This is a genomic window from Parasutterella sp., assembly GCF_057870745.1.
The window spans coordinates 1-14,933 of the sequence record NZ_DBMALT010000054.1; the positions used below are offsets into that span (position 1 = coordinate 1).

13 protein-coding genes are annotated in these 14,933 nt (G+C 47.7%); 5 read left to right on the forward strand and 8 right to left on the reverse strand.

The window, feature by feature from the left end; translation table 11 throughout:
- Nucleotides 1-75: 75 nt before the first annotated feature.
- Nucleotides 76-594 carry an autotransporter outer membrane beta-barrel domain-containing protein gene (locus ACZND6_RS11500; protein ID WP_489524702.1) on the forward strand — a complete coding sequence of 173 codons (519 nt, stop codon included), beginning with the start codon at nucleotides 76-78 and terminating at the stop codon, nucleotides 592-594.
- Between the two features lie 50 nt (nucleotides 595-644).
- Here the strand turns inward: ACZND6_RS11500 and ACZND6_RS11505 are convergent, their stop codons facing one another.
- Nucleotides 645-1,745 (reverse strand): adenosine deaminase family protein, encoded by a 1,101-nt coding sequence (locus ACZND6_RS11505; protein WP_008811813.1) that lies wholly within the window; start codon nucleotides 1,743-1,745, stop codon nucleotides 645-647.
- A 207-nt stretch (nucleotides 1,746-1,952) separates the two neighbouring features.
- Between ACZND6_RS11505 and dcuC (ACZND6_RS11510) the strand changes: the two genes are divergently transcribed.
- Together dcuC (ACZND6_RS11510) and ACZND6_RS11515 are read left to right on the forward strand one after the other, a co-directional pair.
- Complete coding sequence (dcuC, locus tag ACZND6_RS11510) at nucleotides 1,953-3,323, forward strand: C4-dicarboxylate transporter DcuC (protein WP_008811814.1); 1,371 nt, start codon at nucleotides 1,953-1,955, stop codon at nucleotides 3,321-3,323.
- A gap of 57 nt (nucleotides 3,324-3,380) precedes the next feature.
- A complete protein-coding gene (locus tag ACZND6_RS11515; RefSeq protein WP_008811815.1) occupies nucleotides 3,381-3,851 on the forward strand; it encodes a YbaK/EbsC family protein in 471 nt (156 codons plus the stop codon).
- Here the strand turns inward: ACZND6_RS11515 and ACZND6_RS11520 are convergent.
- Nucleotides 3,848-5,074: a YihY family inner membrane protein gene (locus tag ACZND6_RS11520; RefSeq protein WP_008811816.1), complete on the reverse strand. Its 1,227-nt coding sequence runs from the start codon at nucleotides 5,072-5,074 to the stop codon at nucleotides 3,848-3,850. The genes ACZND6_RS11515 and ACZND6_RS11520 overlap by 4 nt on opposite strands.
- A 9-nt stretch (nucleotides 5,075-5,083) precedes the next feature.
- Entirely contained in the window at nucleotides 5,084-6,484 is a 1,401-nt protein-coding gene (locus ACZND6_RS11525) for an L-serine ammonia-lyase (RefSeq protein ID WP_008811817.1), read from the reverse strand.
- 130 nt (nucleotides 6,485-6,614) lie between these two features.
- Here ACZND6_RS11525 and ACZND6_RS11530 point away from each other — a divergent pair, with 130 nt between their 5' ends.
- Nucleotides 6,615-6,959, forward strand: coding sequence for a hypothetical protein (locus ACZND6_RS11530; protein WP_008811818.1), 345 nt, complete (start codon nucleotides 6,615-6,617; stop codon nucleotides 6,957-6,959).
- On the opposite strand, the gene ACZND6_RS11535 is transcribed toward ACZND6_RS11530, so the two are convergent.
- Complete coding sequence (locus ACZND6_RS11535) at nucleotides 6,950-8,134, reverse strand: multidrug effflux MFS transporter (RefSeq protein ID WP_008864504.1); 1,185 nt, start codon at nucleotides 8,132-8,134, stop codon at nucleotides 6,950-6,952. The two genes, ACZND6_RS11530 and ACZND6_RS11535, sit on opposite strands and share 10 nt — an antisense overlap.
- Before the next feature lie 256 nt (nucleotides 8,135-8,390).
- The gene (dcuC, locus tag ACZND6_RS11540) at nucleotides 8,391-9,665 is read right to left on the reverse strand and encodes a C4-dicarboxylate transporter DcuC (protein WP_008811821.1); all 1,275 of its coding nucleotides are present in this window, start codon (nucleotides 9,663-9,665) and stop codon (nucleotides 8,391-8,393) included.
- Between the two features lie 196 nt (nucleotides 9,666-9,861).
- Here dcuC (ACZND6_RS11540) and ACZND6_RS11545 point away from each other — a divergent pair, with 196 nt between their 5' ends.
- Nucleotides 9,862-11,523 (forward strand): DNA recombination protein RmuC, encoded by a 1,662-nt coding sequence (locus tag ACZND6_RS11545; protein ID WP_008864503.1) that lies wholly within the window; start codon nucleotides 9,862-9,864, stop codon nucleotides 11,521-11,523.
- An 88-nt stretch (nucleotides 11,524-11,611) separates the two neighbouring features.
- On the opposite strand, the gene ACZND6_RS11550 is transcribed toward ACZND6_RS11545, so the two are convergent.
- From ACZND6_RS11550 to ACZND6_RS11560, 3 genes are read right to left on the reverse strand one after another with little or no spacing between them, the layout of a single operon-like run.
- Nucleotides 11,612-11,938, reverse strand: coding sequence for a hypothetical protein (locus tag ACZND6_RS11550; RefSeq protein WP_008811823.1), 327 nt, complete (start codon nucleotides 11,936-11,938; stop codon nucleotides 11,612-11,614).
- A 30-nt stretch (nucleotides 11,939-11,968) separates the two neighbouring features.
- Nucleotides 11,969-13,312: a sodium-dependent transporter gene (locus tag ACZND6_RS11555; RefSeq protein ID WP_008811824.1), complete on the reverse strand. Its 1,344-nt coding sequence runs from the start codon at nucleotides 13,310-13,312 to the stop codon at nucleotides 11,969-11,971.
- A gap of 20 nt (nucleotides 13,313-13,332) precedes the next feature.
- Nucleotides 13,333-14,667 (reverse strand): sodium-dependent transporter, encoded by a 1,335-nt coding sequence (locus tag ACZND6_RS11560; protein ID WP_008811825.1) that lies wholly within the window; start codon nucleotides 14,665-14,667, stop codon nucleotides 13,333-13,335.
- Nucleotides 14,668-14,933: the final 266 nt, after the last annotated feature.

Genomic DNA, 14,933 nt, shown 5'->3' on the forward strand with positions numbered 1-14,933 from the left:
CGTAGAACTAATTTTTAAGACTGGTCTGCACCGATATTCGGAACATATCAAAGTTGTTCCGCGAAACGGAAATTCTTGTTCCTTGAGATGCGCCGGGTACACACTGCGCACGCTGCCTATCATAACTTTGGATTTGGCATCTCTTCTGAAGGCGGAATTCGATTCAATTTTTTGGAGAATGCAAATGGTTCGGCGTGGTTTATCGAGCCTCAGGCGCAACTCTCCTACTATAGATTGCTTGGAGAAGACTTTTCTTTTTCGCATGGTATGAAAGTTAAGGTTAATTCCTCCGACAGTCTGAATATGAGGGTCGGGTTGGCGGCAGGTCGTGCCTTTAACAGCCCTGACGGTCAGAGGACAGGCAGCTTATTTGTCAAAGCCGGAGTCAACCATGATTTCCTAGGTAAAACTAAGATTCGTATGAACGAATTTGATTTTAAAACCCGCTCGTTAGGCACTCGGTTTTATTTCGGGGTTGGAGGAGAGTATGCTTTCGGGAACCAATGGAAAGCGTTTGCTCAGATCGGCGGAGAACATGGCAATCGCCTGAATGTGGATTTTTCCTGTAAGGCAGGCATCAAGTACACTTTCTAAAAAGAAAACCCGAGCCACAAGTTCGGCTCGGGTGGTCAGAAAAATACTTTTTAATTCACCGGCGGCAGATCAACGGATAGGCGATCAAATTCTTTAAGCCATTCTTTTTTCCAAATGGCTTTTTGTTCGTCTGTTACCCACGCTGCTTCAATGCTGTTTTCAAGCATTTTGCGCAGCTGCGGTAACGTGAAATCCAGCCAATTATGCATCAGAAGCCATGACTCTGAAATAGAAATATGATGCATCGTCGGGTCATCACTATTGGGAAACACTTTGAGTCCCAGTTCAACCATTTTGCGAACCGGATGCTTGATCGCCCACTCTTCATCCGACAATGTTCTTAAGTAGTAAGAATTTGTCGGGACGACGGCAAAGTGCATGTCGGAAGCTTTTGCTTCCTTGATGAGCTCCGGATTGTCGATAATCGTGTAGCCGTGGTCAATTCGATCGGCTCCAAGAAGTTTCATGGCGGTCTCAACGTTTCTCCAATGCTCACCGAATTCTCCGGCATGAATGGTGATTTTGAAACCTGCCTCTTTGGCCATCTTGAAAGCTTTCCAGAAGTTTTCCGGTTCGTGATTGGTTTCTCGATAATCGATTCCGAGTCCGATCGTGTAATCATCAGGATGTTTAGTCATTTCTTCAACGAGTTCAACGGCCGCTTCCGGAGTGTCCTCGCGGTCGATGGAAGGAATAGAACGAGCCGTGACACCATAACGCTGCATGCCTTGTCTGATACCTTCGTTAATAGCTTGGCGGGCTTCATCATAGGTCATGAAATGTTTTAAGCCCGTCCAGTTCCAGTAGAACTCAATATATTTAACACCCTGACTCGCTACTCTTTGGATATGTTTCAGCGTAATTCGAGTTAAAAAAGAGGGCTTGGAAAGGACTTTGCTCTCCAAGCACCTGAAAATTCTTAAAACACCGACCGGCTTATCACCTCTCGTATAGAAATTGTTGATCTCTTCTTGGCTGACATCCGCCCCGGATTCAGCGACAAGCTCTTCAAAAGTTTCCTTACTGGTAGTACCTAATAAATGGCAATGCAATTCGAGCTTGGGGAAAGTTTTGAAAAAGTTAAGCCATTCTTCGGGAAGCTGCTTTGAGAAAGGAGAATCCGGAACAAAGCCGGGATTATCAGAACGCATATGGCCCCTCTTTTTTGGATTTGAGTCTCGTTAAATATACAACTGAATGCTTCCAAAGCTTATGGATAAGTATCAGTTCGTTACAAAGAATGAATTAATAAGGCAAAACCCTAGTTCTAAAAATCAAAAGTCTCTCATAAAGAAAGGGATCGTTAAAATTTGATCATATTTTAAAAACGAAATCACCGCATCCCACGGAGAGTTCAAATGGTCGACAGCATCCTTGCCGTTATCGTTCTCATCCTTGCAGGCTGGGCAATCGCAAAAAACTACGACGCTAAAGTTGTTTTGTTTATTGCAGCCCTTGTTCTTCTTTACTCGGGACTTCTTTTAGGACACAACGTTCTAGGAGCAAAAGCAAGTACCGGCTTATCTTGGGTGGACCCCTTCAAGGTTATTAAAGATCAGTTCGTGCGTCAGTACGGTAATGCGGGCTTAATCATCTTGACGCTCTTCGGGTTCGCGGCCTATATGTCGCATATAGGGGCAAACGATATGGTCATCAAGGTGCTGACCAAGCCTCTTTCCTATGTTCGCAAACCGATTATCCTGATCCCCATGGTTTTCTGGGTCGGAACCTGCCTTCAGATTATTATCCCTAGCGCCGCCTCTCTTGCGGTCATCTTAATGGCGACGCTGTTCCCGGTTCTTCGAGCTGCCGGAATGTCGACATTAACGGCTGCGGCACTGATTGCGACCACGGCAACCATTGTTCCGACCCCGCTGGGCGGTGACAATGTGGTCGCGGCCCGGGTTCTAGGCTTTGATAATGTCGTTGACTATGTCGCGTTTCATTTGGCCCCGATAACCATACCCGCTCTGTTTGTCATGGGTATTGTTCATTATTTTTGGCAGACTTATTTGGATAAGAAAGACGCAGGAATGTTAAAAGAGCTGGATAAAGAAGCTTTTATCGAAGCCGAACGCCCTGAGAAAAACACGCCGACTTGGTACTTTATTTTCCCGATCCTTCCCTTGGTTTTAGTGATTTTCTTCTGGGTGTTCTTTAGAAAAGCTAAAGTCGGTCTGGTTGAAATTACGTTGTTCTCACTGATATTGGCTTTTGCCTGCGAGTTGATCAGAAAACGCAATATCAAAGCCGGCATGAAAGATCTGGGTATCTTCTTCAAAGGAATGGGAGACGGCTTCTCGAAGGTAGTCGTCCTAATCGTTGCGGCTTCTTCCATGGTGTTCGGTCTTCGTGTCATGGGTTTGATCGATGCGATTTCGAATTCCATTTCCAATTTTGAAAATGCCAAAGTTGGCCTGATGCTGGCTTTCTCCGGTATTACGGGGTTGATCACATTTATCAGCGGCTCAGGCAATGCTGTGTTCTACAGTTTCATTGAGCTGATTCCTCAGATTGCGCAAAAAGCCGGTATTGACCCAATCATGGTTGCACTTCCGATGCAGTGCATGTCGAATTTGTTCCGCTCTATGTCTCCTGTCGCAGCGGTCATCATTATTGTTTCGGCTTCTGTGAAGGTAAATCCTCTGGTTCTCGTCAAGCGCACGTGGGTTCCTCTGATGAGCGGCGTTGTAGTGGTATTAGCGCTTTCATTCTTCAAGTACATGTGATAAAAAACGGTGCGTATAAGAAACTGTCTGCACTGACTTAAGTAAGGTTTGCAGAAATTGTCATTAGAAAAAGCGAAAAAGCATTTGGAGAAATTCGGCCTCTCGGATCGAATTCGAATTGCAAAGGAATCAACAGCAACTGTGGCGCTTGCAGCCAAAGCATTTGACTGTGAAGAAAAGAAGATTGCTAAGACTTTGTCGTTCATGCTTCCAAGCGGACCGATTCTAGTGTTAGCAGTCGGTGACGCGCGAATCGATAACGCGAAGTTCAAACATACTTTTGCAGCCAAAGCTAAAATGATCAAGCCGGAGGAATGTGAACAAATCATCGGACATGCGCCCGGAGGCGTATGTCCTTTCGGAATCAATGAAGATGTGAAGGTTTATTTGGACGAATCTCTTAAAAGTATGGATTCCGTACTTCCGGCATGCGGGACTTCCGATACCGGCATTGAACTGACGATTCCTGAATTGGAAAAATCTTCCTGCTGCACAGGCTGGGTCGATATAACTAAAACGCTTGATTAATTCAAAACTTCTCTCATCGGAGTTTGAAGCCACTGATCGTTCAGACCTTCTTTAACCCAGCGTCTCTCAGCTGTATCTCCCTGCAGCAGCGAGTTGCTCATGTCCATTGAGAATTCCTCAAAACATTCTTCAAGCGTCTTGCTGTGTGCGTCTGCAAGAAGTGCCCAGCTGCTGGTCGCATCTGAACCGATTTTAACGACATAATTGGTCTGAATCAGTCTGGAGAGCAGCGCATCGACAGCTTCCGGATAACTTCCAATCTTATCGGCAAGTTCGATGTTGGTCATTTGAGGATTGCCGGACTCCTTAGCTAACATAAGGATTCGAAGGAGGGCAACCGCTGAGAGCAGCTCGTCTCCGCTCTTATCGAAATCCTTATAGCGTTTGGCGCGCAGCATCGGCAGCGTTGCTGTAATAGCCGCACCGGCCAGAACAAACATCCAGTTTATGTACATCCATGTCAGCATAACCGGAATCGCGGCAAAGGCACCGTATATCGTCGTGTAGGAACCGCGCATGACATAGATGCCGAAGCCCCATCGGAAGACCGTAAAAACTAAGGCAATCAGAATCCCCCCGACGAGTGCGTCTCTCCAAAGAACCCGGCAGTTTGGAACGTATTTATATAGTGCAGCAAGGATAATAGATTGAAAAATTAATTGGCCGATCGGAATGAGCCACTGGGCGTAGACAGATAAGTGTCCCGACATCGCCATTCCGGTTAGGTAGGAAGAGGCTGCAAGACTGATGCCGATAGCAACGGGCCCAAGCGTGAGGAGAGCCCAGTACATCAGCACTCTCTGCCATAAACTTCTAAGTTTGAGAACTTCATAAGTCGAGTTTAAAGCTGAATCGATAGTTGCAATACAAAGCAGTGCGGATACCATCAAACCGATTAAACCGAAGGCAGTTAAACCGGCAGCTTGAGTGGCAAACTGCTTGATGTAGCCTAAGATCTGATCACTGTATTGTTCAGGCAGCAGGGTTGAAAAAATAAACTGCTCAAAGGCTTCGCGATAAGGAGCGAACAGCGGAAAGGCAGAAAAAGCCGCCATGATGACAGCTAAAGCAGGAACAATGGAAAGAAGAGTCGTTAGCGTCAGCGAGGATGCGACCTGTTTCAAAGAGGCTTTGTCGATACGTTCCATCACGAACATACCGAAATTCCACATTCTTTCTAAATTGGCATGTTTGGTGACAAACGCCGGGACTCTACGACTCATATTTTTCCTTTAGCACTCGACGACGCAGACGGCTAAGCCGCCGAGACTGGTTTCCTTATATTTATTTGCCATGTCCTTGCCGGTCTGCATCATGGTTTCGATTACCTGATCCAGACTGACATAATGGGAGCCGTCTCCCATCATGGCCAAACGGACGGAGTTGACCGCTTTGACAGCGGCAATACCGTTGCGTTCGATGCAAGGAATTTGTACCTGTCCTCTGACGGGATCACAGGTTAGGCCCAAATGGTGTTCCATACCGATTTCGGCGGCGTTTTCAATTTGTTCATTGGTCGCTCCGAGTGCTGCGGCTAATCCGGCCGCTGCCATAGAACAAGCCACGCCGACTTCGCCCTGACAGCCGACTTCTGCTCCGGAAATAGATGCGTTCTTTTTGTAGAGCGCACCGATGGCGCCGGCGACTAAAAGGAACGTGCGAATACCTTCTTTATTTGCCTGCGGGATGAACTGGCGATAATAGTTAATGACGGCGGGAATGACGCCGGCTGCTCCGTTCGTTGGAGCAGTAACAACTCGGCCGCCCGCTGCATTTTCTTCACTCACGGCAAAAGCGTAAGCATTGATCCAGTCAATCACTTGAAGGGGATCGTCAGCGACTTTCAACGGGCTGTTGAGGAGCTTTTCGTAAAGTTCGTTGGCACGGCGTTTTACCTTCAGAGGGCCGGGCAAACATCCTTTAGCGTTCAACCCGCGGTCGATACACATGCTCATTACAGACCAAATATGATCTAAGGTATCGTCGATCACTTCATGGCTGCGGATGACTTCTTCATTGGCCCGAATCACGGCTTCCATACTCAGTCCGTTTTTACGGCATTGTTTCATGAGTTCATTGGCCGTGGAGAAAGGATAGGGCAGTGCTTTTTTATCTTCTTCCGTCGCAGGGAGGGCGCGGGGCTCCTGTTTGAGCTTGGCTTCTTCTTCCGTTTCGATAAAGCCGCCTCCGACAGAATAATATTTTCGAGAAAAGAGCTCGCTGCCTTTGGCATCAAAGGCCGAAATGATCAGCGTGTTGGTATGGTAGGAATCCAGGACAGAAGGTTCAAAAGTGAGGTCTTTGCTGTAGGTGAAAGAAATCGGCTTGCAGCTGTCGAGAAGCAAACGATTTTTGTCTTTGATGTCTTTGATCCAGTCGGGAATTGAGTCAACGTCGATTACGGAAGGACTTTTACCCATTAAGCCAAGCAGAACTGCACTGTCAGTGGCGTGTCCGATACCTGTTGCAGCCAGCGACCCCATTAGTTTTACTTTGATTCCTTCAACTTCGGGGAAGAGATGCTGACTTCTCAGGAGGGAAATAAAGTTGCGCCCTGCACGCATCGGCCCCACGGTATGGGAAGATGAGGGACCGATACCGATACGGTACATGTCAAAAACAGAAATGTTCATATAGCCTTCGAGAGTATTTCTAAATATTGCACGATGGATAACCGAGCGGAATACAAAACTGCCTCAAATCGGTTATTCTTTTGGTGCATGCATTCTAAAGTTTTTAGCTCTCGGAAGGAACTGATTTTTCATGGAAATCAAAGCGTTGTTAGTAGCTTCTGTCTTAGCTGGTCAGTTCGGTTTGTGTTATGCCTCTTCGGACGGAGATCTCATTGAAGGCATTATTCCGGAGCCGGACAGTATTTCAGTGACGTCCGTGGTTATAGAGCCCTTCCATCCTGACTTTGAAAAGCACTCCGCCGGATTAACTGCCGGTAAGACTCCGGTTTGCCTGAAGATCACAAGAGTTCGAGAGGCCGACGGCTTGTCTTGGGTAACGCAGACAACCGTCAACCCCCTTTTCACAGAAGAGGCTTGCCGGAGAGCGTCAACAGAGACGCCTAGCGGCCGAGAGCATTTGTTCCATCAGGACTGATGAGTGCGATTAGTCGGAGTGCCGTGGGTTTCAGTGGTGAAAAACTGCAGCAAAAGCACTCCTAAGCCGAGCGCGACCACGCACACGGCAAAAGACGTCACTTGAATATTTCCTAAACTCACGATCGGAGAAACAATCCCTCCGAGCAAAAAACCGATACTTCCGATGATGGCCGAAGCCGCTCCGGCATATTTGCGCCCCAAATTCATGGCAGTGGCTGTAGCGCCGGTAAATATAAAGCCTAGGCAAAAAACCATTAGAAGAACGGAGCCTTCATAGGTGTAAAGATCTTTGGTCGTTAATCCGAAGACTAAACCTAAAACTGCGGCAATCAAACTTCCCGCCGTTCCGAAGTACGTGGCTTTAGCCGTTGTGGAAAAACGGACGGCAAGAAAAGCGCCGGCACCGATGGCAATGGCATTGAGGGCGAAGAGAAGCGAAAAATGGAACTGGGAGAGTCCGAATTCGTTCTGCAAAATAAAAGGCGTAGAGGAGATATAGGCGAAAAGGGCTCCCATACTTAATCCGAACACAGTTGTGAAAGCGGCAAAATTCGGTACTTTGCACACCAAAATAAAACCTTCAAACGAACGAAGGAAAGAGCCTTGTTCACGAGCATCTTTAGGAAGCGTTTCTTTAACCGGAATCACCATTGCTGTAATGACAACACCGATTCCTAAAAGTATGTAAAAAATACCACGCCATCCAATAAGATTTGCTACGGATCCTCCTATCACAGGGGCAGCTACCGGTGCGATTCCGTTTACTGCACCGACAATGGCAATGATCTTGGCAAGTTCTTTACCTGAATATAAATCCGTTGGGGCAGAGCGCGAGTAAACAATAGCGCCGGCGCCCCCTAAACCTTGAAGAAGACGCGCGATGTTGAAAGTATCGATGTTTTGGGATAAGCAGCAAAAAAGGGTGCTGACGATGTAAAGGAGAAGGGAAAAATATAAGACCGGTTTGCGGCCGTATTTATCGCTTAAGGGGCCGAATATAACTTGACCGAAAGCGAGTCCGACCATGCAGAAGGTCAGACCTAATTGGACCGAAGAAACCGAAGCAGAGAATACTTTTGTCATTTCCGGCATTGCCGGAAGGTACATATCTATGACAAACGGACCGAAGGCCGAGAGCATTCCTAAGACAATAATTAGGTAAACAGAATACATGCAAATTTTCAATGAAAGTCAGGCTGAAAGTTTAAGAGCTTTAGCTCTCTACTTGCCTTTTTCTCTTTCAACTCGAGCTCAAAGGTAAAAATATTTCTCTTTACTTGAAGATAAAAATGTGAGCAATTCATGAGTGAATTCGATTGATTGGTAGTCTTTTTTACATAGCTCAAACGAAAGTTGATAAATAAGTCGAGAATGTATATACAGAAACACCTCGCGATTTGCGAGGTGCTTCGAGAGATCAAAGAAGTCCTTAGACGATGGTCAGGGCCAAAACGACGACACCGACAATCAAAGGAATCGCCGTGCGTTTTACCAATTGGATCGGGGGTACCATAGCCAAACCGGAAAGCACAATGACAACACCGGCAATGGGGGACATCGTACGGCCCATCTGGCCTGAGATAAGGGCCATTGCGCCGAGGTTTGGAATCGGCATACCAAAAGAGGCGGCATGCGGGGTGACTGCTTCATTGAAGGCAAAAGTTGCTGCATCGCCGGAACCGGTAATGGCTGCCATGATGAACGGACCGAAAGACCCGCCCCAGCGGGCGATCTCGTTGGAGCTCTTTAAAACTTCGACGAAGGCATCGATTAACCCGGTGGCTTTTAAACCTGCGGCAAAAACACCGGCTGTGATGATGATACCCATGACGGAGCCGTAGCCTTCGCCCATACCTTTGAAGAAGTCCTTGGTGAACTGCTGAGGATTCACCCAAGAAACAATCAATGCGAAAATGGCACCGATGACCATGGCCTGGGCCACGCCCATCTTTATGACCGGAACGTAAGAGTTACCGAGCAGAAGAATGACGAGAGGGACCAAAGGTGCAATGGCTTTGAGCGGATTGATGCGTTCAATGCCGCCGCTGTGGTCTGCTGAGGTGTAGTAGTCTTCAAGTTCTTTAGCAGTTGGTTTGTTGTCTCTGAGAATCAGACAGACGATTGTCAGGCCGACAGCCCCGATTAAGACCATTGCTATGGAGTAGGGTGTGTGCAGGCTGATGAGGTCCATCATGTCCATATTGGCAATTTTGGCAACAACACTGTTGTGGCTTGTTCCCGGAGAAATGTTGGAGCCGAAAGTGCCCATCAGGACAGCGGCGCCGGCAGCGGCCGGACGGATGCCTGCGCGGATCATCACTGGGATGAAGGTTGCACCCACGGCAGCGGCACAGCCGGATGCAGACGGAATGGCAACGTTGATGAAGCTTGTGATGATGGTGGTGGCGGGGATTAGAAGAATGCCCAGTTTATTGAGGGGGGCGGCTAAGAATTTGACTAAATTTTTATCGCATCCTGTGGTCGTTACTACATAGGCAAAACCCATGGACGAGCAGATCGCCATGATGAGCGAAGCGTTTGCCATGCTTTTAGCAAATTGATCAAGCGCTGCCATCGGTTTCATGGCAATGCAGCAGAGGAAAAGGCCGGCGGTAAACAGCACCAAGCGTGTTTCATAACGCTTAATCAGGCAGTAAACCGTGACCAGGATTACGGCAATCGCAATCCAGGCGGTTAGAGTCATAAAAATACCTTTTGAGATAAATAAAGAAGGCCGCAAGGCCGCTTAAGGTCGTCATTATAAGTGTTACTGCTTACTCGTTGTTACTTAATACTTTCGGAGGCGCATTGCTGCTGACGAATTTTCTGTCTGACAGGCAAAACCGCTCAGAAAAAGATTGGTTTATTCTGTTCCTTTTTGAATAAACACTAAAAATAAAATGAACGATTGGCTGACTAGAGTCTCTGCCGCCAGCGGTATCCCTTCCGAAATTTTTATCCTTGGCTTCATGGCATTTTTTCTGCTGATTTTCTTAGCGATTGGCATTATTTACTGTCTGATCAGATTAAGAAGCATCAGTGCCAATACGCTTCAGACGATTGCACAAGCTCGTATGGCTTGGCGCGAAGATTTAGGTGCCGCGGTGACTCAGAGTAAAGATCTGATTGCTGATCGGATGAAGCCGAATTTCATCGAGACGGAACGCACGCTGGAACGCTCCTTTCAGGAGGTTTCGGCCGGAATCCGAAGCGAAACCTTTGCAAGTCTCAAAGCTGTGCAGGACACGCTTAACCAGTCTCTGACCCGCAATGATGAACAGATCAGTTCCGTGAACAAGCGATTTGAGGAGCTTTCCAAAAACATTCGAGAAGAGATCGCTGAAAGCGGGAAAGTGGTTCAAAGCACATTGAATCAATCTCTGATTCGTAATGACGAGCAGATTAAGAGTCTCAATGGGCGTTTTGAAGAACTCTCTAAGACACTTCGCGGAGAAATTTTTGCAAATTTGAAAGCTGTTCAAGATACGCTGAATCAGTCGCTCACCCGTAATGACGAACAGATTCGCGGCGTAAACCAGCGCTTCGAGACGCTGTCTTCGACGTTAAATACTTCGCTTAATGAACTGCGCAAACAGATCGATGACGATTTGAAGGCACTCAATAAAGATAATGAGGCTAAGTTAGAGAAGATTCGAGAGACCGTGGAGGAAAAGCTTCAAAACACGCTGACAAGCAAAGTCGGAGAAAGCTTCTCGCAGGTGACGCAGCAGTTAAACCGTGTTTATGAAGGCTTAGGTCAAATGAAAGAGCTCGCCGAAGAAGTCGGCGGCCTTAAGCGCGTCTTCGTCAACGTCAAGAGCAGAGGCATGCTCGGTGAAGTCCAACTTGAAGCGCTGCTGAAAGAATATTTCACGGAAAGCCAGTACGTTAAAAATGTTCATCCGGTTCCGTCAAAGCCGAAGATGGTGGTTGAATTCGCCGTCAAACTTCCGGGCCTAAACGGAAGAACCTGCTTGCTGCCGATTGATGCGAAGTTCCCGGTTGAGGACTATCAGAGACTATTGCAAGCGGCAGACGAAGGCGACCGAGAAGGTGTTGCTGAAGCTCGTTCAAAATTAAGAACGCGTTTTAGAAACGAAGGGAAATCCATTGCCGAGTACATCAATGTGCCGGAGACCACAGATTTTGCCATTATGTTTATTCCGTCCGAAGGTCTTTATGCAGAGGCTTTGGCGCTCGAAGGTTTAACCAACGAGCTCTTCACTTCTTACCGTGTTTACATCATGGGTCCGTCAACGCTGGCGAGTGCTCTTTGCGCTTACCGAGCCGGCTTCCAGACGCTTGCTATTGAAAAGAAGAGCTCTGAAATCAGAAAGATCTTGTCTTCTGTGCAGACAGAGTTTGCAAAGTACGGCGAAGTCCTCAACAAACTTAAGTCCCAGGTTGAAACGGTGGCTAAAACCGTGGATATCGTCCAAACCAAAACGAGAAAAATGAATCTTCAGCTGGAAGTTGCTTCCGAGAGCGATAAGGAAGAGGATCAGCCGATGTCGCTGCCGTCTCCGGTTTCTAATCAGAGCTCACTCACATCAGAGCAGTAGAAAGCTAACTGAAAAGCCCGAATTGCATTCGGGCGCTAGAAATGAAAAGGGCCGGAAAATTTCCGGCTCAACTTCTTTAGAAAACCTCTTAGGCCTTCATTGTCTTTTCAGCGACAAAGGCAGCCAGTTCGCGTGCAGCGTCTCTGGCTCTTTCAGGCGCTGCGTCAAAGATCTCAGCCATCAGACGTTCGCTGACGTACTCAGGATTGAAATCCAGATGCAGGTCATTGCCGTGCATTTCACATTTTGTGAAGGCACCGTCCGGGGAGCACTGAGAGGCAATTTCAGCGACTTTGCCTTTAGCAAGCATTGCAATCACAGGATTCTTGAAAGATAACTCAACGTGGTTGGCAGAGATATTCTTTAAGTTCAAGAAATCACGTGCTTTGTAGAGCTGTTCAATAGGGAGGGCCATTTTCTTCCTTTCTAAAAATTTTCGGATATTTTAGTTCATCAGTCCGGAGATAAGGACTGCCAGGACAAGAGCTGGGCACAGAATGCCGATGCAGACTCTGAGCACTTTTTTCCAGCCCGGATAGTTCTGAAGAGACGTCCAATGGGTATGAACCTTGTCCCATGCGAACCAAGCCGCCAGAAGGCAGGCAATAATGCCTCCGATCGGAAGCCCGAGGTTAGAGACAAAGAAATCAGCTAAATCGAATGCGGTCTTGCCGAAAATCTTGTAGTCAGCAAGAAGGCCGAAAGACAGAGCGCACGGGATGCTAAGGATCAGCATAAAGAGCAGGCAGACGGTCACGGCAGTTGCACGTTTCATATTCAGTTCCTGGACCATCCATGTAATGTCAATTTCGAGCATCGATACGGCTGAAGTTAAAGCAGCAATGATCAGACAGAAGAAAAAGACAATAGAGAACAGGTACCCGAAAGGCAGCTTGGCAAAGATCACCGGCATCGTAATGAATGTCAGGCCGGGGCCCGCGGCCGGATCCATACCGAACGCGAAGTTTGCCGGCAGAATCATTAAACCTGCCATCAAAGAGATGAGGAGAGAAAGAACAACGATCCAGAAAGTGGAGCTGACAAGTTCTGTCTTGTCGTCGATATAGGCGCCGTATGTAATCATGCAGCCGGCACCGACCGAGAACGAGAAGAAGACCAGACCCATGGAATCGAGAAGCGTCTTCCAGCTGAATTTGGAAAAATCCGGCAGGAAGAGATATTCCACGCCTTTCATGGCACCGGGCTGCATCAGACCTGTGATGATCAGAATGATCATGAAGATAAACAGCATCGGCATGAGGATCTTGGAACACAATTCGATGCCGCCTCGAATGCCGAAGGCAACCACAAATCCGACTAAGGCAAGAAAGCCGACCTGCGCGGAAATGGCGACCCAAGGAGATGAGGACAGGCTTCCGAAAAGCGCACCGAGCGTTTCCGGATCGGCGGAGGGGAACCCAATGATGGCTTCAAAGAAGTACAGAAGGCACCAGCCGCCGACAACCGAATAGAACGAAAGCACCACAAAACCGATGATGATGCCGAGATAACCCAAGACCGACCAGAAGGGTCCGCCTAAGTTTCGGTAAGCCGTGACGATTCCACCTTTACCGGCTTTACCCAAGGTAATTTCCGTGAGCAAAAGGCCGAAGGCCAAGGTAAAGGAAAAAATAATGTAGGGGAGCAGGAAGGCTGCTCCGCCTTCGGCGCCGGCCATGTATGGGAACTTCCAAATTGCGCCCAGACCGATGGCTGCGCCGACACTGGCTAAGACAAACCCAACTTTGCCGGTAAATGTTTTTTCTTGTTGTTTTGATGCTTGGGACATCTGAGAATACTTCCTCGGTTTTAGATCAGATTAAAGATTGCAACCACAACGATGAAGCAGGGTGCAACGAAGGCCAGCATAAAGCGGAAGAACTTCATGAAGCCATCGGAATGCTTAACGCTGGAGTTGATTTCATATTTGGTGCGGTCAAAGAAGAACCAGCCTGTCATTGCAACGACGAAGAGGGCGCTCAGCGGCATCAGGATGTTGCAGCAGAGGAAGTCCATCGCATCAAAAATGTTCTTGTCCATGATCTTGTAATCAGCCCACGGACCCATCGAGAGAGCTGAGGGAATAGAGCAGATGGAAAGAACGATGAACAAAAGCACGGAAGCTGTTTTGCGGGAGAAATGGAATTCGTCCATTAAGTAGGCCAGCGGAACTTCGAACAAAGAGATCATGGAAGTCAGGGCGGCAACCAGCAGACAGCCGTAGAAGCAGACGGCAAATACGTCGCCTAACGGAATGTGCGAGAACACGGCCGGCATCGTGATGAATGTCAGACCTGGGCCTGCAGACGGGTTAAGGCCGAAGGCGATAACCGGGGGAATAACCATTAGACCGGCGAGAATGCAGGAAATAAAGGCTAAAACAGAAACCCAAAGAGCAGTGGTGGTCAGATTTTCTTTATGAGAAATGTAAGAACCATATGTGACCATAATGCCCATGCCGACGGAGAGCGAGAAGAATGTGAAGCCCATGGCGTTGAGCAGAGAGTTTGCTGTGACCTGATCCCATTTCGGAGAGAAAAGGAACTTAAGGCCTTCCCAGGCGCCCGGCAACGTCAGTCCGCGGATAATCAGGACGATCATCAGCACGAAAAGCAGCGGCATAAGCACTTTGGATATACGTTCGATACCTTTGTTCACGCCGAAGATCAGGACGCCGGCAGTGATCGCCAGGAAAAGGGTTTGATAAAGAATGGCAGAAACCGGAGTGCTGACGGTTTTAAGGAAGGTCTTTTCCAACATCGCTAGGTCAGACGAAGCCGCATTTCCCATGATGGCCTCGAACAAATAAGTGAGGCACCATCCGCCTACCGTGCTGTAGTAGGTCATGATGAGGAAAGCACAAAGCACTCCAACGAACCCCAAAGGAGCCCAGAACTTACCTCCGATACGTCGGAAGCTCGTGACGGAACTGCCGCGTCCGGCTCGGCCGATGATGATCTCAGCAAGAATCAAGGTAACGCCGAAAAACAACACCATCAGGATGAACGGAATAATAAAAGCAGAACCGCCGTTGGCACCGGCCATGTACGGAAATTTCCAAATGGCTCCGAGACCGACGGCAGAACCGGTTGCAGCCAGGATCATGCCGGTCTTGGAACTCCAGTTGGAGCGTGCATCAGACATTGAAGACTCCCTTCTAAAAAGCGACACAAAAAATGACTATTTATAAATTGATTGAAGTAATTGTATATGCCGCTTTTGGGTTCTTTAACGTGATTCAGTAGGAAATCATCGCTTGAGGTCCCAAATTTCTGACAAATTTTTCCTTTTTTTGCATCTTTGGACCAATGACCTGAACTGATTTTGGTTGACTCTGTTTTTGCTTAAAACTAATCGTAAGTTGACTCTTTGTTCTTAGAACTAAATGCAGTTGACCTTTAAGATTTTAA